18 protein-coding genes are annotated in these 20,934 nt (G+C 39.0%); 5 read left to right on the forward strand and 13 right to left on the reverse strand.

What is annotated here, in order from left to right; genetic code table 11:
• Window positions 1–67: 67 nt before the first annotated feature.
• The 7 genes from F960_RS15400 to F960_RS15430 form a co-directional block, all read right to left on the reverse strand.
• Entirely contained in the window at window positions 68–2,221 is a 2,154-nt protein-coding gene (locus F960_RS15400) for a TonB-dependent receptor (RefSeq protein WP_035373379.1), read from the reverse strand.
• Between the two features lie 185 nt (window positions 2,222–2,406).
• Window positions 2,407–4,440, reverse strand: coding sequence for an NAD-dependent DNA ligase LigA (ligA, locus tag F960_RS15405; RefSeq protein WP_035373377.1), 2,034 nt, complete (start codon window positions 4,438–4,440; stop codon window positions 2,407–2,409).
• 75 nt (window positions 4,441–4,515) lie between these two features.
• On the reverse strand, window positions 4,516–5,562 hold the full coding sequence (locus F960_RS15410) for a cell division protein ZipA C-terminal FtsZ-binding domain-containing protein (protein ID WP_004867241.1): 1,047 nt from the start codon (window positions 5,560–5,562) through the stop codon (window positions 4,516–4,518).
• A gap of 1 nt (window position 5,563) precedes the next feature.
• Complete coding sequence (gene smc, locus F960_RS15415; protein ID WP_004867244.1) at window positions 5,564–9,019, reverse strand: chromosome segregation protein SMC; 3,456 nt, start codon at window positions 9,017–9,019, stop codon at window positions 5,564–5,566.
• Window positions 9,020–9,029: 10 nt separating this feature from the next.
• On the reverse strand, window positions 9,030–9,725 hold the full coding sequence (locus tag F960_RS15420) for a GntR family transcriptional regulator (protein ID WP_004867247.1): 696 nt from the start codon (window positions 9,723–9,725) through the stop codon (window positions 9,030–9,032).
• Between the two features lie 303 nt (window positions 9,726–10,028).
• Window positions 10,029–10,361: a PIM8 family immunity protein gene (locus F960_RS22765; protein ID WP_004867249.1), complete on the reverse strand. Its 333-nt coding sequence runs from the start codon at window positions 10,359–10,361 to the stop codon at window positions 10,029–10,031.
• Window positions 10,362–10,476: 115 nt separating this feature from the next.
• A complete protein-coding gene (locus F960_RS15430) occupies window positions 10,477–11,280 on the reverse strand; it encodes a sulfite exporter TauE/SafE family protein (RefSeq protein ID WP_004867251.1) in 804 nt (267 codons plus the stop codon).
• A 30-nt stretch (window positions 11,281–11,310) separates the two neighbouring features.
• Here F960_RS15430 and F960_RS15435 point away from each other — a divergent pair, with 30 nt between their 5' ends.
• The 3 genes from F960_RS15435 (at window position 11,311) to F960_RS15445 (ending at window position 13,554) form a co-directional block, all read left to right on the forward strand.
• Entirely contained in the window at window positions 11,311–12,063 is a 753-nt protein-coding gene (locus tag F960_RS15435) for a biotin--[acetyl-CoA-carboxylase] ligase (protein WP_004867252.1), read from the forward strand.
• Between the two features lie 10 nt (window positions 12,064–12,073).
• Window positions 12,074–12,799, forward strand: a complete 726-nt coding sequence (locus F960_RS15440) for a type III pantothenate kinase (protein ID WP_004867254.1) — start codon at window positions 12,074–12,076, stop codon at window positions 12,797–12,799.
• An 80-nt stretch (window positions 12,800–12,879) separates the two neighbouring features.
• Entirely contained in the window at window positions 12,880–13,554 is a 675-nt protein-coding gene (locus F960_RS15445) for a toxin-antitoxin system YwqK family antitoxin (protein WP_004867257.1), read from the forward strand.
• Between the two features lie 84 nt (window positions 13,555–13,638).
• Here F960_RS15445 and ffh read toward each other — a convergent pair whose 3' ends face one another.
• Complete coding sequence (gene ffh / locus F960_RS15450; protein WP_004867260.1) at window positions 13,639–15,045, reverse strand: signal recognition particle protein; 1,407 nt, start codon at window positions 15,043–15,045, stop codon at window positions 13,639–13,641.
• Between the two features lie 144 nt (window positions 15,046–15,189).
• Here ffh and F960_RS15455 point away from each other — a divergent pair, with 144 nt between their 5' ends.
• Window positions 15,190–15,999 carry a cytochrome C assembly family protein gene (locus F960_RS15455; RefSeq protein ID WP_004867262.1) on the forward strand — a complete coding sequence of 270 codons (810 nt, stop codon included), beginning with the start codon at window positions 15,190–15,192 and terminating at the stop codon, window positions 15,997–15,999.
• 320 nt (window positions 16,000–16,319) lie between these two features.
• Here F960_RS15455 and F960_RS15460 read toward each other — a convergent pair whose 3' ends face one another.
• The gene (locus F960_RS15460) at window positions 16,320–16,814 is read right to left on the reverse strand and encodes a macro domain-containing protein (RefSeq protein WP_004867263.1); all 495 of its coding nucleotides are present in this window, start codon (window positions 16,812–16,814) and stop codon (window positions 16,320–16,322) included.
• A 317-nt stretch (window positions 16,815–17,131) separates the two neighbouring features.
• Window positions 17,132–17,455 (reverse strand): pyrimidine/purine nucleoside phosphorylase, encoded by a 324-nt coding sequence (locus F960_RS15465; protein WP_004867265.1) that lies wholly within the window; start codon window positions 17,453–17,455, stop codon window positions 17,132–17,134.
• A gap of 256 nt (window positions 17,456–17,711) precedes the next feature.
• Between F960_RS15465 and F960_RS15470 the strand changes: the two genes are divergently transcribed.
• Window positions 17,712–18,650: a tRNA dihydrouridine synthase gene (locus F960_RS15470; protein WP_004867267.1), complete on the forward strand. Its 939-nt coding sequence runs from the start codon at window positions 17,712–17,714 to the stop codon at window positions 18,648–18,650.
• Between the two features lie 49 nt (window positions 18,651–18,699).
• Here the strand turns inward: F960_RS15470 and F960_RS15475 are convergent, their stop codons facing one another.
• From F960_RS15475 to F960_RS15485, 3 genes are all read right to left on the reverse strand, one after another.
• On the reverse strand, window positions 18,700–19,065 hold the full coding sequence (locus F960_RS15475) for an SseB family protein (protein ID WP_228134715.1): 366 nt from the start codon (window positions 19,063–19,065) through the stop codon (window positions 18,700–18,702).
• 178 nt (window positions 19,066–19,243) lie between these two features.
• Window positions 19,244–19,648, reverse strand: a complete 405-nt coding sequence (locus F960_RS15480; protein ID WP_004867270.1) for an NUDIX hydrolase — start codon at window positions 19,646–19,648, stop codon at window positions 19,244–19,246.
• Window positions 19,649–19,664: 16 nt separating this feature from the next.
• Window positions 19,665–20,834: a low temperature requirement protein A gene (locus tag F960_RS15485; RefSeq protein ID WP_004867272.1), complete on the reverse strand. Its 1,170-nt coding sequence runs from the start codon at window positions 20,832–20,834 to the stop codon at window positions 19,665–19,667.
• Window positions 20,835–20,934 lie beyond the last annotated feature (100 nt).

The raw sequence follows: 20,934 nt of genomic DNA on the forward strand, positions 1-20,934 counted from the left end.
TACCTATATGATTTTTAAATCATTAAAAAAGCAAAAAGCCTATAAACATAGGCTTTTCAAATATGAATTAAAAATCAAAACTCACGCCTAGCTTATAACTACGCGCTGCACCAACAATGGCATAGTTATCGTTAAACACACCTTCCCAATAATTTTTATTGGTTACATTATCGATATTGGCAAGGAATGTGGTATTTACTCCACCAATTTTAGTCGTGTAACGAGCGCCAAGATCCCAAATGGTAAAGTCTGGAAGTGTTAAGGTATTTGCACTATTCAAATACTGTTCACCGACATAGCTCACTCGTGTATTCACACTCAATCCCTCTACATAAGGAATTGCATAATCTAAACCAAGAGAGGCTGTAAAATCGGGTATACCATAAACATCTTTGTTTTTAAGCGCAGCAGAATTTTTTGTGTATTTAGAATCAATATAAGCAAGATTACCGATCAAATTTAGATCATCGGTTACTTTGCCTGAGAACGACCACTCAACTCCACGAGAACGGGTTTCAGCATTGTCTGTTGTGATTTGAGTTTTTTTATTTTCATCTGCCGCTGCAAACTTTGTCGTCAATAAAGCAGGTTTTTCAATCTGATAAATCGCTAAAGTATGCAACCAATTTGATGTTTGATATTTCGTACCAATTTCATATTGCTTTGTTTGATAAGGCGCAAAAGTTTTATTGTAGTTGACATCATCTTTATAGATTACATCACTCAATGTAACCCCTTCCGATAAGCCCTCAACATAACTTGCATAAAAAGATAAATCTTCGCCGAAAGGTTTGATTACGATTCCTAGGCTTGGTGAGATCTTATCTTCGTTATAAGAGGTCTTTTTTTGCAGATTGACTGTATCAATATTTTGATAACGTGCCCCAATAATCAACTGTAACTTGTCATCCAACATCGAGAGTTGATCAGTCAATGTATAACTGATGTAGTCATTATCACCTAAAGGACGAATGGTTGGATAATCATATGGCATATGACCACCATTACTTGGATTATACAAATTGGTATCTTTAAACGCAAATGTCGTCGCTGCGGTATGCTGCGTGTATTTGCGTTTTAAATAATCTGCTCTTAAACCAAGCGTATGCTTAATCGAACCTGTATCGAATTTGCCTTCAAAGCCCATGTTCGCAGCAGTATTTTTTTCTTTAGACCCAACACGATAATACTGTGAAGTCCCATCACCTTGCGCATTAGTCAAAATCATACGGGTACCAAATAAATGCCCCGAATATTCTTTTTCAATATAGCCTATACCTGCAAAAGCTTTAAAATCAGGAGTGAACTGATATTCTCCAGATAAACCTGCAAATCGGCTATTGGTATAACCTTCTAGATGACGAAAATGATTGGTATCACCGTCTGGTGCCTTAATCACACTGGTCAAGTTTTGCATTGAAACCATGGCAGGTGAACCACCATTACGGCTATCACGAAGCACGTACGAATCAAAATTCAGTTTTAATTTATCAGTCGTATAATCAGCAGCAAGCGCTCCTGAAATATGACGGTCATTCATGCCTTCAATATAATGTTCACCATCACCATAGGTGCCATTGACACGTACACCAAATTCTTTCTCAGCACCAAATCGTCTAGAAATATCAAAACCAGACTGGTAATAACCCTTTTCTTCCATTGAAGCTGACAATTGAGTGAGTTCTTTATCTGCACGTTTTGAATTGGCAATAATCACACCACCCACACTACCTGTAGGCGCGACACCAGCGATAAGTGCATTTGGACCTTTCAGTACCGTGACCGACTCTAAAAATTCGGTTGGTACACGTCCATAAGGTGCAACCCCAAATAGTCCGTTATAAGACATATCTTCGTGATTGACATCAAAGCCACGTAATTTAAAGTTTTCGTTTAAATGCCCCTGATTCGTGGTTACACGAATACCGGCATCATTCTTCAATACATCGCCAACTGTTGTTGCTTGTTGATCCTCAATGATTTTTTGAGAATAAGACTGAACACTAAAAGGTGTATTGAGAATTTTTTTCTCACCCAATGCCCCAAGCTTTGCCTGTTGTACATATGTACCCGTCGCATCCGTTTGACTCAGTTCCTCAGCCTCTGCAGTGATTGCAGGTAGCATCGAAACGTCTTCAGCCCATACGATTTGAGCAGCCCCACCAGACAACATAAAAAATGATATCGCTTTGACTAAAGCTTTTTTTGGCATAAAGATCATAATAACAAAAATAGAATAAATGATAATCATTATTATAAACATTAAGAATATAATTTGTATACAAAACTCTAATATTAAATATGATCAAAAGCGCAACAAATAAAAAAAATTGAAATCTATTTTTTATAATCAAAAAAAAAGCCAAGCAGATCCGCTTGGCTTTTTTAGTTTAGCTTTTCAAAAGGTTATAGCGTCAAACCATAGTCAGCCATCAAAGCCAAGAACGCAGTTTCATCCATAACTGGAATATCTAGTTTGGCAGCCTTTTCAAGTTTAGAACCCGCTTTAGCACCAGCAACAACACACTTAGTTTTGCTAGAAACACTACCGCTGACACGTGCACCAAGCGTTTGTAACATCGCTGTGGCTTGATCGCGGGTCATTTGCTCAAGCGTACCTGTCAGTACCCAACTCTCCCCATTTAAAGGTTGGCGAGTAGGTGCAATCGGTGCATCCCAGTGGATCCCCGCTGCAAGCAAACGCTCAACCACTTCCAAGTTATGCGTTGCTTTAAAGAAATCTTCGATCCATTCAGCGGTGATTTCACCCACATCAGGCGTTTTCTTCAAAGCTTCAATATCAGCCAGACGAAGTGCCTCAAAGGTTTGGAAAGTATTGGCAAGCATACGTGCGGTTGTTTCACCTACCCCACGGATCCCCAGTGCATAGATAAAGCTGGCAAGTGTAGTCTTTTTGCTATTTTCAATCGCATCCAATAAATTTTGAACCGATTTTTCACCCATTTTTTCAAGGCCTAACAGTTCATCTCGATGCTCATGTAGATGATAAATATCAGACACATCTTTGAGTAAGTTCAAGTGCAACAATGACTCAACCCAACGATCGCCTAAACCTTCGATGTCCATAGCCTTACGCGATACAAAGTGACGAATTGCCTCGATACGCTGTGCAGAGCAATATAAACCTCCAGAACAACGTGCCAAAGCTTCACCTTCTGGCATCACGACAGGCGATGAACATACTGGGCATTGTTCAGGTAAATGAACTTCTATCGCATCATCAGGACGAAACTCGGGCCAAACTTTCTCTACCTTTGGAATCACATCACCGCTACGATAAACACTGACTGTATCACCGATACGCACGTCTAGACGGTGGATTTCTCCGATATTGTGTAAAGTCACATTGGAAACTGTCACCCCACCCACAGCCACTGGATTTAGGCGTGCCACTGGCGTTAATGTGCCAGTACGCCCGACCTGCCAATCAATATTTTCAACAATAGTCAGTGCCGCAACCGCAGGAAATTTATAAGCCGTTGCCCAACGTGGTTCACGACTTAAAAAACCCAGTTGTTGCTGTTGTTTTAGGTCATCAACCTTGATCACCATACCATCAATTTCGACAGATAAATTAGGGCGTTCTTGATTGATCTGTTCGTATTTCTCTTGTACTTCTTGGATGTTATCGCAAATAAAATGACGTTCACCAATCGCAAAGCCAAAATTGGTAAGCCACTGCAAACTTCCTGACATCGTGGTTATTTCATTTGCTGGTTCACACTGTGCAATCCCGTAGGCATAAAATGCAAGTGGTCGTGAAGCTGCAATATTTGGATCAAGCTGACGTAGGCTACCCGCTGCTGCATTTCGAGGATTAGCAAACGTTTTTTCTCCCTTTGCCTCATTTTCAGCATTGAGTTTTTCAAAACCTGCTTTAGGCATCAATACTTCGCCACGCACTTCAAGCAAGCTTGGAACGGATACTTTATCTGAGCTAAGTACTTTAGGTAAGTTACGAATGGTTTTAACATTTTGGGTAATGACTTCACCTGTTTCGCCATCGCCACGTGTTACGCCACGAACCAACACGCCATTTTCATACCAAAGCGAAATCGCTAAACCGTCAAATTTAAGCTCAACATCGTACTGAACTTTTTTATTGGGTAGACGTTCTTCTACACGACGAGCAAATGCAAATAATTCTTCTTGATTAAAGACATTTCCGAGAGACAGCATCGGTACGGTATGAGTAATCGTTTCAAATTTTGTCAGCGCCTTACCACCAACTTTATTGGTTGGAGAATCGGACTGTACCCATTCTGGATATTGTTGTTCTAGGGCTTTGAGTTGATGAAAAAGCTGGTCATATTCACTGTCCTCAATACTTGGCTCATCCATCACATAATAGGCATGGTTGTGCTTTGCCAAGAGTTGAATCAGCTGACGCATCTGGGCTACAACTTTAGACTTTTCCATAAAAATATCACCATAAAAAGGGCGGATAATTCCGCCCAAAATTTCTTTCACAAATTATAAATCAATTTTGCTTATTTAAGCTTCTTGTTTAGAGCGATAATCAATCGCTTGATGACGCCAATGTTCTTTCAACTGAGGGGTAAATTCAAGATTATTTTCATCATAAACCGTACCATCAATCTCACGTGCAATCAGTCCTGCAATACTCGCCATCGTATCAAAGCCTTTTTGTACATTTGGATGCGGTAATGCCAAGAAAAATGCCAAACCATTGACTTGTTCAGTCGATAACGTTTCCAAATCAAATCCTGCTGGACCTTCATCTGTAATACGAAGCACAGAGAACATCAACGGGCTAGGCTCATTGATATCTTCATAACGGTGGAAACATGACATTTCCCCAAAACGTAAACCATATTTAAGTAGAACTTTTAAGGTTTTATCGCCTGATAATGCACGGCGTGGATTTGGATAAAGATTTAAACCAATGATTTGTTCTGCATTTGCGAGAATACTCTCATCATCTGAACGCTGTTGTTCATGCAAATGCACATCTAAAATATTGCTTTCGCCTTCAAACTCTTGAATTGCAGCCGCTTCAACATCTGGATTGAGGCTAAATTCAGCATCTTTAGAATCTGGTGTTTGTGCTGTAACTTCCGCAGGTTTTTCTGAAGTTTCAGTAACTTTATCTTGAGCAACTTCAGAAGTTTCTTGTTCAGGAGAATGTGTTGCATCTGAACTTTTTACTGCTTCTTGATCCGCTTTCTCAGTCACTGCTGCTGTTTCAGCACTATTCTCGACCACAGCAAGAGGCTCATCTTTTTGATTGGCAACTTCAACTTGATCCAAAGTCTCAATCGACGGTGTTTTGACTGCATCGGTTACTTCAAGTGATGCAAGCTGATCCAAATTTGGCTCAACACGTTGTCCTGCAGATTCTTCCACAGCCAATTGATCTCGAACATGTCGAGGAATAATCGGTTGCTGGCATTCTGAATTGATATGCAACTCAGATTCTAGTGAGGGTGCCTGATCATTTGACTTACGAAAAATCATTCGCAGTCCCACCAGAATAATAATAACTGCGACAACAATCCCAATAATAGTGGTAACTTCCATACTATGACTCCGCGGCAGCTAGACCGTATTCTTTAGCCTCTTCCAAATTCACAGTGACGAGTTTTGATGTTCCTGGTTCAGGCATGGTCACACCCAGTAAATCTGTTGCCATCGTCATTGCAACTTTATTATGCGTAATGTAAATGAATTGTACCTGTTCCGAAAGTTCTTTTACCAAATTACAAAACCTTCCAACATTCGCATCATCTAGCGGCGCATCAACTTCATCGAGCACACAAAATGGTGCAGGATTTAAACGGAAAATCGCAAAAACCAATGCCAAAGCGGTCAATGCCTTTTCCCCACCCGAAAGTAAAGCCAGCGAACTGTTCTTTTTACCCGGTGGACGTGCCATCAATTTAACACCTGATTGCCAGTCATCTTCAAGGCTTAATGAAGCTTCTCCTCCATTAAACACCTTTGGAAAAAGATTTTGAAGCTCTGCATTCACTTGATCAAAGGTTCCCATAAACAATTTTTTGGTTTCCTGATCAATACTTCGCATCGCATCTTTGAGCGAAGTCACCGTATTTTCCAAATCTTCAATTTGATGACTTAACTCTTCAAAACGTTTTGAAACTTCATCATATTCCTCTGATGCAGCCAAATTCACTGCACCTAATTTTTCAAACTGACGCTGTGATTTTTCAAGCTTAGTCTGATGTGCAGCCAAGTCAATCACTAAACCTTGTACAACTTCACTATTCAGCTCTTTTAACTGCTCTGAATAATGCTGTAAATCCGATTTGGCTGATTGCCAAGCCAAACGTTTATCTTCAAGCGCAGTTCGCAATTTTTCATCACTTTGCTGATGCTGATGACGACGCTCAGTCAAACTCTGTTGTTTTTCCTGAATATTGTTCAGTTCAACTTGCCATTCATTCCAAGTTTTTTGCAATTTTTCAGTGATCAAAAACTGTTCTTGGAACTCAGACTCTAAACTTGGTAGCTCAAGCTGTATCGGATCAACAAATTTTTTGGCACTTTCCATTTGTTGTAGGATTTGCTGATATTGCTGTTTTAAAAATGATAAATCTTTTTCTAAGAGTTCGATTTGTTGCTGATTTTGCACCGTCAAACGACGAGTCGCTTCCAAATCTTGCTGTTTTTGCAACAATTTTTGTTGGGACTCATCTAAGCCATCCGCCAACTCATCCACTTTAAATTGTAGTGTTTTATATTCTGGCAGTGCTTGTTCAAGCTTCATGATCAGAGAATGCATATCGATTTCAAGATCATCTTTTTGCATTGCATCTTCTTCTAACTGTGCATCTAGACCTGCAAGTTGCAGATTTAATTGCTCTTTTTGCACAGCAAAAGCCTGCACAGCAGTTTGAATCTTGACGATTTCAACATCAAAGCTTTGAACCGCCTTTTGAGCTGATTTTAACTGTTCAGCATCTTGTTGAATTTGCTGTTGTAAGGCTTGGATTTTTTGATTTAACTCAGGTAGTTTTTGCTCTGCCAAAGTAAAATCATCAGTCAACGCCGCCAAAGCATTTTCAATTTCTTCCAAACGTACACGATGGCTCAATGCACCTTGGGCTGCCTGACTTGATTCATCAAAAAAAAGACCAATCACCCAATCCGCCCCGACATGATAACCATCCAAGCTTAGGATGGATTGTCCTGCTTTCAAGGCGTGTTGTTGGGAAAGTGCTTGATGAAGGGTTTCAGCAATCGCAACTTGATTCCATAGAGAATACTGCGGTGAACTGATAAAGCTTGCAAGACATGGCAAATCAGCAAGTTGAATCTGTTCAACTGAAGCAGAAGATTTTAACTGACGCGCTAAGCCTTCTTGAAAATTGGTCTCATCAGCAACAACTTGCGCAGATAACCATTTTGCCAAAAACTTTTCGATCAAATTGGCATGTACTTTACCCGCTTCACTCAGTTTCAGCACTTGCATCAACTGCACAGCATTTTGATCCGTTTTGTTTGAGGTCTTCGCTAAAAGTTGATTTAAATTCTTTTGCTCAGACTGCAAAACTTGAATCTCAGAACGCAAAGTCGCAACTTGAGATTTTTGCGTATTGAGTAAGCTTTGCTCTTGCTCCAATGCTGTCTTTTGTTCAGCCATTTTAGCTTCAAGCGTGGCAATCGAAGCCAAACTTTGCGCTTTATCTTGCTCTATTTGCTGAACATCTTCAGATTGATGCTGATTTTGGATCTGAGTCGTTTGCGCTTTTAAAGTTTCTTTCTGCTGTTCAATACGTGCAATATTTTTTGCCAATTGCTCAGATTGTGCAGTCATCTGCGCTTTTTGTTGTTGTTGCTTTTCGGCTTGCGCTTTGATCTGCTCAAATTGTGCCAGAGCATTTTGGTGCTGTGATTTTAAATCAGCAAAACTTTGATTTTGATTTTGTGTTTCTTGATCACTATTTTGCAAAGCTTCAAGCTGTTGTTCTTGCTGAGTTTGCAATGTTTCCAGTTGCAATTCAATCAACTGAATACGTTCTTTGGTTTCCGCCTTTTGCGTTTCTAACTGGCTCAAAGCTTGGCTATTTTGTTGAAATAAACCTTGCTTTTGCTCCAAGGTAATCTTCAGTTCAGCGAGTTTTTTCTCAGCTTGTTGCCATTCGTTTTGTAATGGTGTCGATTGCTGAATCAAACGCTGAAATAGTTCACTGGTCGAACCCAAGTCATGTTCAAGCGTCGTTAATTCAGAGCGAACCAGTTTAAATTGTTCACCTAAATCATGCATATACACATCATATTCTTGTTGAATACGCGTGCTTTGCTCACATTGAAAAGACAAGATTTCAATTTTTAAACTACGAATCTCAGTTTCAAGCGTTTTATATTGGATCGCAGCTTCAGCTTGACGTTTTAAAGTCTTTAGCTGACCTTTCAACTCATGCGCAATATCATCTAAACGCGATAAATTTAGAGTCGTATGTTCCAAATGTTGCATCGTTTCACGGCGACGTGCCTGATAACGTGAAACACCCGCCGCTTCTTCGATAAATACCCGCATTTCTTCAGGTTTGGCATCCACCAAACGGTTGATCATGCCCTGTTCAATGATCGCATAGGATCGAGGACCTAAACCTGTTCCCAAGAAAATATCGGTAATATCGCGACGACGACATTTCGTACCATTTAGAAAATAGTCCGATTTGCCATCTCGCGTCACCTGACGACGAACGGATAATTCATTATACGCATTGTACGCTCCCCCCAGTTTTCCCAAGGTATTTTCAAAACGTAACTCTACGCTTGCCACTCCGACAGGTTTACGCTTTTGCGTTCCTGTAAAAATGACATCCTGCATGCTGCCACCACGAAGCTGACGCGCACTTGATTCCCCCATCACCCAACGGATTGCATCAATCACGTTAGACTTACCACAACCATTCGGTCCAACGACTGCGGTACGGTTTGCTTTAAATTGTAATGTTGAACTATCGGCAAATGATTTGAAGCCAGAAAGTTTTAAGCTGCTTAAACGCATAATGTCCTAATTACCGACGCGATCGACGCGCCCAAGCCAATTCTATTTGTTTCATTCGAGTTAGAGATTCCAACACGAGATTACGCAAGTGTCGACAAAAATCTTCCATAAATAAAGTAGCTTGTTGTGATTTTCGGATCAAAATTGCATCAATCACCAACTTTAAAAGCTCTAGAGACTCTTGTAACTCACGTTTTGATGTATTTAATGTCAAAAAATAGCTTCTGCGAAGTGAAGGTAGCAATTCTTTGTAAAATTTTATGAGATATGGATTGGCAACCATATCCGATTGATGAGCAAGATATTGAAAGATCCCATCATAAAATTTCTCGGTATTGCCCTGCTTGACCTGATCCACCAAATGCTGAAAAACGTGTTGTAAATGTTCAGCTTCATGATTGCGCCATGTCTCACTGATTCTTTGCACGATCTGCCCCAACAAAAGTGCAGTTGTATCAAATAATGCACGTACTTGCCCTGCTGACATTTCTGATACCACAGCACCCCTGCGTGGATAAATCTCGATCAGCTGTGTACGTTCTAAAATGAGTAAAGCCTCGCGCACCGAACCTCGACTGACATCGAGTTCTTTGGCAATACGTAATTCTTGTATTCTTTCCCCTTCTACAAGCTCACCGCTGATGATTTGCTCACTAATATGTTTTGCGATTTGCTCCGAAAGACTATCCACTTCTTCATGTTGCATAGTTGTCCTGTCTTACTTTTTTTAATTTGATGACGATTTCTAGTTATATTTACCCAATTTTATAGGACTATTTCCATGTCTTTGTCTGACAATTTTAGTGACTTTTGGGTCAATAATGTAGATTAGAAACACTTTTTAAAGATATTCTCAATGAATATTCTAAATATTTTGTTATTTCATTCAATGATCTATGGTTTTTAATTTCCACATTTCTTGTCATTTACGAAAAAAATCATTCCAATTTATGACATTTCGCCATGAGCAAAGTGATTATTCAATTAAATCAAGAACGATCAAAAAAACTCAATCCAATATTTCTTCAACGTTTAAACACTTAAACGAAATATTTTCTTCTTCAATTTGGAATACATTATATTTTACATCGTCCCAACCATCATGATTTTTTTCAATATGAAGATCGACAAATTGAGTAAACTTATTTCCAAAATTCCTCATCTCTAAGTTCGTTATATTGACGAATCGAATCTTCAAACGTGGTATGGACTGTTTAAATAAATCAACGGCTAAAATCAATTCCAAATTATAATATCCATTTATTTCATCATATTTCAATAAACACTCAACCACATGATTATATGATAAAAACTTTTGATTAAGCTGATTTATATCAAGCATTATTATTCTCTTATGATGTGTTTATAAGGTTAAGATCAGACCTAGCTCTAACATAAAATAGCTAGGATGAGTTTATATCGTTATAGATAAAATAAGTAAGATCCGCATGATTCAATCAATGCCAGAACCCTTTAAATATAAAATAACAACCAATCACCGTCAGCAAACAGGCAAAGCATTTTTTCAACATCGCAGGCGATAACATGTGTGCGACTTTTGCCCCCAATTTTGCTGTAATAAAGCTCATCACACTGATCCCAATAAACGCATAGATATGCACATAACCTATCGCATTTGGTACATGTACCGCTTCTTTAGCACCAAAGAACATAAAGCCCAAAGCACCTGCGATTGCGATCGGTAAACCACATGCAGAAGAAGTTCCCACAGCTTTTTGCATCACCACGCCATTTTTATTGAGATAAGGTACAGTCAAACTTCCTCCACCAATCCCAAAGATCGCTGAAGCAATCCCGATACCGCCTCCTGCCAACATTTGCATCGGCGCAGAAGGCAAAGATTTAGACTCATCAACAGCGACTTTTGCACCTTTAAACATTTTAAAAGCAACCCAAAGCGCAAATAAACCAATGATGATCTGCAAATGCTGACCCGATAAAATATCTGCGACCCCTGCCCCTAAAAATGAACCTAAAATCAAACCGGGAGCAAGATTGCGGACGACATTCCAAAGCACAGCACCATTTTTGTTATGTGCCATCATTGAACTAATTGAAGTGATCATGATCGTTGCCAGTGAAGTTCCCAAAGCCATGTGCATGATCACAGAAGGATCATAGCCTGCCTGAGTAAAGACCACATATAAAATTGGGACAATAATTAACCCACCGCCTACACCAAATAGCCCTGCTGCAAAACCAGCGATTGCACCAATACCTAAATATGTGATTAACTCCATAAATGTTCTTCCATTCTTCTCAGATTCAACATGGATTTAGAGACACGTCATCTCAGTCAAATTTTGAGCGATGCAGGTCAACTGCCTGAAATTCTCATGCTCAAGAAAAGCACAACATCAACCAATGATGATGTGCGTGAATTCGCCTTAAAAGGTGTCCAAAATATTTTGGTCTGTAGTGAAACTCAGACACAAGGTCGAGGGCAACACCAAAGACAATGGGTCTCGCCTCGAGGCAATATTTATTTAAGCACATTGCTTACGACGAAAACAGCAATTGATGGTCGTTTGGCATTGGAAATCGCGTTAAATATCCTGCAAATGCCGAGCATTAAAGCTTTGCCCGATCTGCAAATCAAATGGCCAAATGATTTGTATAGTCATCAAGGCAAATGGGGTGGCATCTTAGTCGAACCGATTTCAACACACCAAGCAATCATTGGTGTAGGAATCAACCTTATGCCGATTGCCGAATCAGAAGTCACTCAGCAAGCAACTTCATTGATGCAATTAGGTATTCGCCATCCCAATCGCTTACATCTTATCAGTGAGCTTTTTTTGGCAATACGTCAAGCAGGTCAATGGTTTGAGCATGGTTCTTACAATCTCAGCGGTCGCTTCAATCATGTTGCTTCATTTATGGATCAAGAGGTTCATTTTGAACAAATCAAAGGATTTGCCGAGGGGATTTTCAAAGGAATTTCAGATGATGGCTCAGTCAAAATATTGACCCGTCATGGCTTGGAAAATTTCTATCAAGGTCGTTTGAGTTTACAAAAATAAGGCTACAAAGATGAAACAACTTTGGCTCGATGTCGGCAATACTCGCCTAAAATATTGGGTGACTGAAGATAAGCAAATCATTGAACATGCAGCCGAAATGCATCTGCAATCCCCTGCAGATCTGTTGCTTGGATTGATTCACCATTTTAAGAAAATGGGCTTAAGTAATGTCGGTGTTTCCTCAGTTCAAGATAAAAAAAATAATGAACGTATCGTCAAGATTTTAAAACGACTGAATATTCCTGTGACCTTTGCCAAAGTCCATAGCGAATATGCAGGACTACAATGTGGCTATGATGAACCGAGTCAACTTGGTATTGATCGTTGGTTACAAGTGTTGGCCGTTGCTTCAAAAGAGCAAGATATCTGTGTAATTAGTTGTGGAACTGCACTAACGATTGATCTCACCCACGGTCTAAACCATCTGGGTGGCTATATCTTGCCAAATCTATATCTACAACGTGATTCCCTGATTCAAAATACCAAAGGAATTAAAATCCCTGATGCAGCGTTCTCAGAGCTTTCGCCGGGTAGAAATACGATAGATGCTGTTCATCATGGCATCTTTTTAGGTTTGCTCAGCACTGTTGAAAAAGTACTTGAACAAAAACCAAGAACCTTAGTTTTAACAGGCGGAGATGCGCCACTATTTGCAGAATTTTTAGGGAAATATCAACCTATCATCGAAGCAGACTTACTGCTTAAAGGTCTACAGTTTTATATTGAAAATCAATAATTTCTTTTTATAATAAAAAGCAGGCTGTTTTTTAGCCTGCTTTTTTGTATTTTTATAACAATTTTTATTTTGGAACAATAATGAGTATTAAAACAATTGGTTTTTTAGGCGCTATGTTGAGTCTTTCACTCACAGCCTGCACAACACTCAATCAATTACCGCATTCAACACAACAAGTCTCAAGCAAAATAGAAAAGGCACCCATAAACCAACCGATCATTGCCTATTTTACAGCGTCTTCGGCTGATCCAGACAACGAGCATTCAACAGAATATTCGCTCACAGCTGTGGCTAAAGGCTATTATCGCATCCTTTTAGGTCGGGATGATGAAGGACGATTTTTAGTTCAAGATTATTATGCCAATAGTAAAAAGCCACAATCTCTTCCTTTTTCGATCAAAGACCCTGAAGGCTTGAGCAGCTTTAAAAGTATCTATGTGGATGGTCCTGTAACCATATTATCTGAAAATGGAGAAACCATTTTTAAAGCCACTGTTCAAGATTACAAGCCGATCGGCATATCACAAAGCTTCTACAAAAATGGACAACTTGCTCAAGAAAATGACTATGAAAGCTTCGGAGAGGTTCATCAAAAGCTTTGGTATGAAAATGGCAAGCCCGCAGCAGATGCCGTGCTAAACATGGAGTATCAAATCATCAAAGCTCAGTTTTGGAATCTCCAAGGTGAACTTGTAACTGATGATGATGAGATCCAAGCGATCGCCGATGCAATTGAACAAAAAACTGCGCTATAAGCCTTAAAACACTTAAAAGTTTATAGCCTAGACAATAAAAAAAGATGCGACTTGCGCATCTTTTTTTGGTCAGAAATAAAAATCTTATTTCTTATCATTACCGCCAAACAATGGTCCCATACCGCCACCACCACCAAATTGTTTTTGCATACCGCTCAATGAACGCATCATTTTTGCCATACCCGATGGATTAGCAAATTTCTTCATCATTTTCGCCATTTGCGCATGTTGTTTGATGAGTTTATTCACTTCAGCAACATCCATACCACAACCAGATGCGATACGTTTTTTACGGCTTGGATTCATCAAATCAGGATTACGACGCTCTTTGATCGTCATAGACTGAATGATTGCTTCCATTTTTTTGACTTGTTTTTCAGGATTGGCTTGTTCAAGCGCTTGTTGGATACCTGCATTGCTCATGCCCGGCAATTTATCCAAGAAGCCCATCATACCGCCCATTTTATTCATCTGTTCAAACTGCATCAGCATGTCTTCAAAGTTGAAGCTACCGCCTTTTTGCAGTTTTTTCGCCATTTTTTCGGCTTTTTCTTTGTCGATCTTACGTTCAACTTCTTCGACCAAAGAAAGTACGTCACCCATACCCAAGATACGCTGTGCAACACGTTCAGGATGGAATGGCTCAAGAGCATCGAGTTTTTCACCCATACCCAAGAATTTGATTGGCTTACCTGTGATCGCACGAACTGAAAGTGCTGCACCACCACGGGCATCACCGTCAGTTTTAGTCAGAATCACACCAGTAAGAGGCAATGCATCATTGAAGGCTTTTGCTGTATTTGCAGCATCCTGACCTGTCATGGCATCGACCACAAACAGTGTTTCAGTTGGTTTTACTGCAGCATGTAAAGCTTTGATCTCATCCATCATGTCGTCATCGACATGCAAACGACCTGCGGTATCGACGATCAAGACATCAGCAAATTTGATTTTTGCTTGTTCAATAGCACGATTTACGATGGCTATCGGATTTTCAGTCGCTTCAGATGGAATAAACTCAGCACCGACCTCGCCTGCAACAGTTTGTAACTGTTTAATTGCGGCTGGACGATAAACGTCGGCAGAAACCATCGCCACTTTTTTCTTTTGGCGTTCTTTTAGAAAACGGGCAAGTTTTGCAGCAGTTGTTGTTTTACCTGCACCTTGTAAACCCGCTAATAACACAACAACAGGTGGCTTAGCAGCCAAATCGAGGCTTTCGTTTGCCTCACCCATCATTTTAGTCAATTCATTATAGACAATTTTTACGAAAGCCTGACCCGGAGAGAGTTGAGTCATCACTTCTTGACCCAATGCCTCTTCCTTAACTTTCGCGATAAATTCACGAGTTACAGGTAAGGCAACATCAGCTTCGAGAAGTGCCATACGTACTTCACGTAGCGTATCTTTAATATTGTCTTCTGTTAGCTGCCCTGAGCCAGTAACATTTTTTAAACTCTGCGTGAGTCGTTCTGTTAAGGTATCAAACATTGCAAAATCCGCTTAAAATAGCTAGTAGCAAAAAATTCTTTCTAAAAATAGAAAATTTATGCATAAGATGCTATAGGATACTTTAGTTCACTTGGAATTTATATCTTATAACATGAATATTCATCATCCCGAAAAAGGTTTGACATGATTAGCCTCCCCTTGGTTTACACCATTTTAGCATTAATTGCCTATACCACGTCATTTTGGTATTTGTTTTCTCACTTAATGTCTAAACGTACACCAAACCACTGGTTCATTGCCATCGTACTCGGCTTGGGGCTGTTGTTGCATGCTGGAGTTCTATATAACGATATGTTGACTCCTTTGGGGATCAACTATGATGTCTTCAATTTGATGTCATTTACTTCGTTATTAATGCTGTTATTGAGTTTGCTTTATAGTACCTATCGTCCTGTTTTAGCACTCAATTTAATCGGTATTCCTGTCGCAGCTTTGGGTTTGATCTTAGGTTTTGGTTTTAGTAAACCGAATCAATTTATCGAGCAACATTCAATCGGTTTAGATTTTCATATTATTTTATCTTTGTCTGCCTATGCCGTACTGTTCATGGCTGCGATTCAGGCAATGATTTTATGGATTCAAAATCGCGAACTCAAAAATAAATTAAAAAAACGTATCTGGGTCAATCTTTTGCCCTCATTCCAAGCGATGGAAACTTTATTATTTGACTTATTGATCACTGGCTTTGTGTTACTCACAGTTGCATTAGTCTTTGGTTTCTTTACGATTGACAATTTCTTTGCTCAGCATTTGGCGCATAAAACAGCATTTAGTATCGTCTCTTGGTTTGTCTATGGTTCTATATTAATTGGACATTATAAATTTGGCTGGCGTGGTGAAAAAGCGATTCGTTTTACCTTGATTGGCTTTATGTTATTGGCGATTGGTTTTATTGGTAGTAAATTTATTTTAGAAATGGTTTTGCATCGTTAGTCATTTTCATGGCTCTGTTCTGATTAATTTATTATTTTGAATTTGATATAGAAAGTCCCTTCTCACTTTGGGAGAAGGTTAGGATGAGGGTAAATTTTTCATAAAATCCTCAACCTCTTACGCAATATATTTCTCATTATTAAAAAAGAGAGAACTGCATTGAAAAAATATCATTTTAATCTAAAATCTATTTATGCAAGTTAATCTAATAAAACAAAAAGCCTGAGTTAAGCTCAGGCTTTTTATTGCTAATCTAAGATTTAAATATTAGATATTTTCTAATGACCATAAAATACGTTATCAATCCACTAAATACTGTCTTATGCCTTTACAGGCTCATCAGCTTGGACACCTTTTTGGTAAAGTGTATAGATATAAATCGGGATTTCTAAGTCTTCGAGATGCTTATAGATCAGTGGGCTTACATCATCCCAACTCAGACCACCGACACCCGTTGCTAAGCGTGGCAAAGCAAGACTTTCAATTTTTTCATCTTCAATCACTTGTTTTAAAGCTCTAAGCGTTCGATTGACATACTCAATTGATGCTTTACCTGGTTTTGCGCCATTATCATAGGCTGCTTCTTGAGTCAACAAATTGATGATACGTTGACCTTCTGCATTGACCCAAGTCCAAAGCTCACCAGATTTTGGATGGTACAAATGACAATAATTGCGAAAATCTTTATAAAGTGACGGCCAATGTTCTCTTAGGTTAAAAGCTAAACCTGTTGCAAAATTATCATTTGGTGCTACCCCGTGTGCGATTGCCTGTGCCTTACTTAGTAAAATATCACCAGATACTTCATAAATCATATGCTTGCTCCCATTAAAAATATTTAGGTTATTTTCTGTTTTGTCTCTTATTATCCTAACGCATAACCTTATGTTTATATTTAGAAAAACTTACCAGCCAGTCCAATGATTTAAAATAATAATCACGGTTTTTATGTTAAAATTATAGGGGAAGCTATGATTTATTTAATGATCATTTTTTCAAAAGATTTGATGAATAATTTCTAATATTTTAAAGACAAATATGCCTTAAACTGAGTACTTTTTATACTCAAATTCTAAACCTAAAATGCAATAACGCCCTGTTCCCAAAACTAGCTTCAGACGATAACGATCTACTATTTTTCTAAATGACACACATAGTCAACAACTTCATTGACAGTGACGCTAAATTGACTGTTTTCAGGAATATCGAAATATTCTCCTGCACGGACCAGATGAATCTCAGGATCCTGCCCTATTTGCACATGACATTCTCCAGAAATAATTTCTATACGTTCAAATACATGCGTTCTAAAAACCAATGGCTGTTTTGATGGTAAAAAAACGCCTAATGTTTTTTGAGTTCCGTCTTCAAGTTTGATCACATGGCTAATGGATAAACCGCCAAAATGCACATTGGATTTTTTCATTACAGAAACAAAATCAAATTTATTTGTCATGACTTTTCCTCGTATTTTTCTTATTGGTAAATAAAAGCATTTTCACAAAAATGCTAATCTAAACTTATTCTGCATAGCATAAGCAAAATCAGATCATTTGTTGATCGACTTTTAGAAATAAAGTGTAAATGAGTTTTTGAATATTAGCCCATTCTCAGCCAGCATCCTTAGATAGTAACCTAAAGTGATGAACGCTAGACATCCCCTCTAAAATTGCGTATAACCCTCATTTTTAAAACTGATCAGGTCTATCACATTGAAACTCGTTCTTGCTCCCATGGAAGGCTTAACCGATCCAATCATGCGTGATGTACTCACTCATGTCGGCAGCTTTGATTGGTGCGTGACTGAATTTATCCGTGTGACCGATTCGCTATTACCTGATCATGTTTATTATGGCTACTGCCCTGAACTGAAAAATCAGGGGAAAACAGCTGCAGGCACTCCTGTGCATGTGCAGTTCCTAGGCAATAATCCAGACATGCTCGCAGCCAATGCTGCCAAAGTAGTGGAACTTGGTGCGCCTGCCATAGATATGAACTTCGGTTGTCCTGCAAAAACAGTCAATCGTCATCGTGGTGGTTCTGTTTTGCTTGATGAGCCAGAAGTGGTTTATCAGTTAGTCAAAGCCGTCCGAGACGCTGTACCTCGTCATATTCCTGTTTCCGCCAAAATGCGCTTAGGTTATATGGATCGTAACTTTACTATGGAAAATGCACATGCTATCGAAGATGCAGGCGCATCGTGGGTAACAGTACATGCAAGAACCAAAGCCGATGGTTATACCCCGCCTGCATTTTGGGACTTGTTACATCCAATACGTGAAAATCTGAAAATTAACGTGATCGCCAATGGTGAAATCTGGAACAATGCCGATGCCAAACAATGCCAGTTTGAATCAGGCTGCCAAGATTTGATGATTGGGCGGGGTGCCGTGACCACTCCTGATTTAACTCAATGTATTCGCCAAAATACCGACCAAGCGCTCATTACTTGGAATGAATTACTCAATTTACAAATTCGTTTTATCAATGGTCCGAGTAAGACTGAAATTGGTATGGTCGGACGTTATAAACAATGGCTGGGTATGATGAGTAAACATTATCCTGAAGCAAAACAACTTTGGGATCTGGTCAAACGCGTCAAAAAACTTGATGAAATCGTTGCTGTCTTAAAACAAAATCAGCACCACTAACAATGGTGCAGTTCTTCAAATCGTTTGACCAAAAATCCAATTTTATAGCTTAAGACAAGCCTAAGCTCAGTAAAAACTCTATCTCATCTGGCGCAAATTCTTTCATGTAATCAGATGCAGGATTGAGCAAAAGTACCGCACCCTTGGTCATTTCAAAAAAATCACGAGCGGACATAATAAAATAATCTAGATCATCGCCAAAACTGCTTCTTAAAGTGTCCAAGCTCAGAAAAAAAGGAATCGCTTGCTCTCCTTCTGGAGTCTCAAGCATTTGAAAATAAACATTTGATTGGTCACTATCATCACCAATACAGAATACGTCAGAAATTAAAAGTTGATTTAAAAATTCGGAAAATAATTCGGGTTGTTGTGAGGTTTTGCTAAAGAGCAATTCAAGCTTTTGATTTTGCATCATCTTCATCACTTTATTGAAATCGAAAATTGATTTATAAATGGCAAGAAAAATATGCCAGCAAAATAATAGATCAAGCAGTGCATCCCCAATTGACTTGATCTACTTAAAAAATATCACAACAATATTTGCTTGCAATTGATTTTATTGGTTTTAATGTGCAGCAAATCTATACTTTATTTTAAAAAGCTCTACTGATCACAGTTCCATTAAAATTTAAACAATCCTCTACCCGGATCCGTTGAACTTTGGACAATTCATCCAGATTGAACCAACGATATTCAGAATGTTCATCACTCAACTGGATATCTACATGCTCTGATACTTTACATTTAAATATAAAAGCATGTGATTGAACGGCTTGGTGAAAGTACACCCCAGATAAGTACTCAACTTCAACATCACAGCCAATTTCCTCCTGACATTCACGAACTAAAGCCTGATGGATAGTTTCCCCCATATCCAGTGCCCCACCCGGCAAGCCCCATGCATGATCAGCATATGTTGCTTTTAGCAACAAGACTTGGTTTGAAGCATTGAATAACACAGCGTGAGCACTCAAACGATACATATCCTGAAATGCCATAAGATTTCCTCAAGACTTAGCGGGCCAAATAACATTTTGATAGCATTAAGCGTAGTGCATACACAATCGCCATCAGAAAAATACTATAGCCGATCGGCTGAACAAACATAGGAATCGACAGTACAATCATAGCGGTAATCGGATACAGCCATTTTTTAAACCCTTGTAAATGATAAGCTTCATGCAATATCCACAAAGTCGCACTATAAATAATCAGAGAAATCGCAACAAAATAACTTACAAATTCATTTGAAACTTCAGCCTTATGCGCAACGACATCCACGCCTGCGGCAAGCCCTGCCCCAATAGCGGCAATACTAATAAAAATGAAAAAATGCCCATATCCCCAAGTAAACGCCATTTTCTGACTGGTCAATCGTTCAGACACTTCATGATCAAAATATGCCCACCACATGGTAAACATCATGATCAGACCACCGATCATCAAAAAGAATAGTTCAGTGCTTAAACTCACATTGCTCAGGGCATCTTGTATGGCATAAAAACAGCCCACAATCGACTCACCTAGTACGATAATGGTCAACAATGAGTAACGTTCAGCGATATGTTCAGGATGCCACGGCGTCATATTATAAGATTCAGCATAAATCGGTACGGATAGCTCCGCGATCACCAAGAGTGCAAAACAGAAATAGGCATATTGAGGATCTATAAAATGAAATAATATCCAACCGATTTGTACAAAGATAATCCCAAATGCATATCTCAAAGCAGTTTTTCGACGTGCCTGATCATTTTTAGCCGCACGAAACCATTGAGCGACCAGACCTAAACGCATGATCAGATAGCCCAAAATAATCACATCAAAATCTTGTTGCGCAAATGCTGATGGAATACCCGCGGCGATCACCAAGGAACCGATGATTTGGACAAAGGTCAAAATACGGTAAAGCGCATCATCATTATCGTAAGCAGAGGCAAACCAACTAAAATTCATCCAAGCCCACCACAGTGCAAAAAACACCATGAAATACATGGTGAGTCCATGCCAAAAGTGATTTTCGATGATGCTGTGATGTAATTGTTGACCTGCTGTTGCAATCGCAACCACAAAAATCAGGTCAAATAATAATTCTAAAGAAGTCGCAACTCGATGTTTTTCATTTGGGTTACGTGGCAACAGTGGTTTCAGCCACTCATGCGGTGTGCTAAAGGGGTTTGGCATAATCAATCTACTTATAGTTTATTTGACTAAATTTTTTCAAAAGTTGAACTATTTCACAAGAATATTATATAAATTTAGAATTTTTATCTTATAGGAAGCG

The organism is Acinetobacter gerneri DSM 14967 = CIP 107464 = MTCC 9824 (assembly GCF_000368565.1).
GTDB lineage: Bacteria > Pseudomonadota > Gammaproteobacteria > Pseudomonadales > Moraxellaceae > Acinetobacter > Acinetobacter gerneri.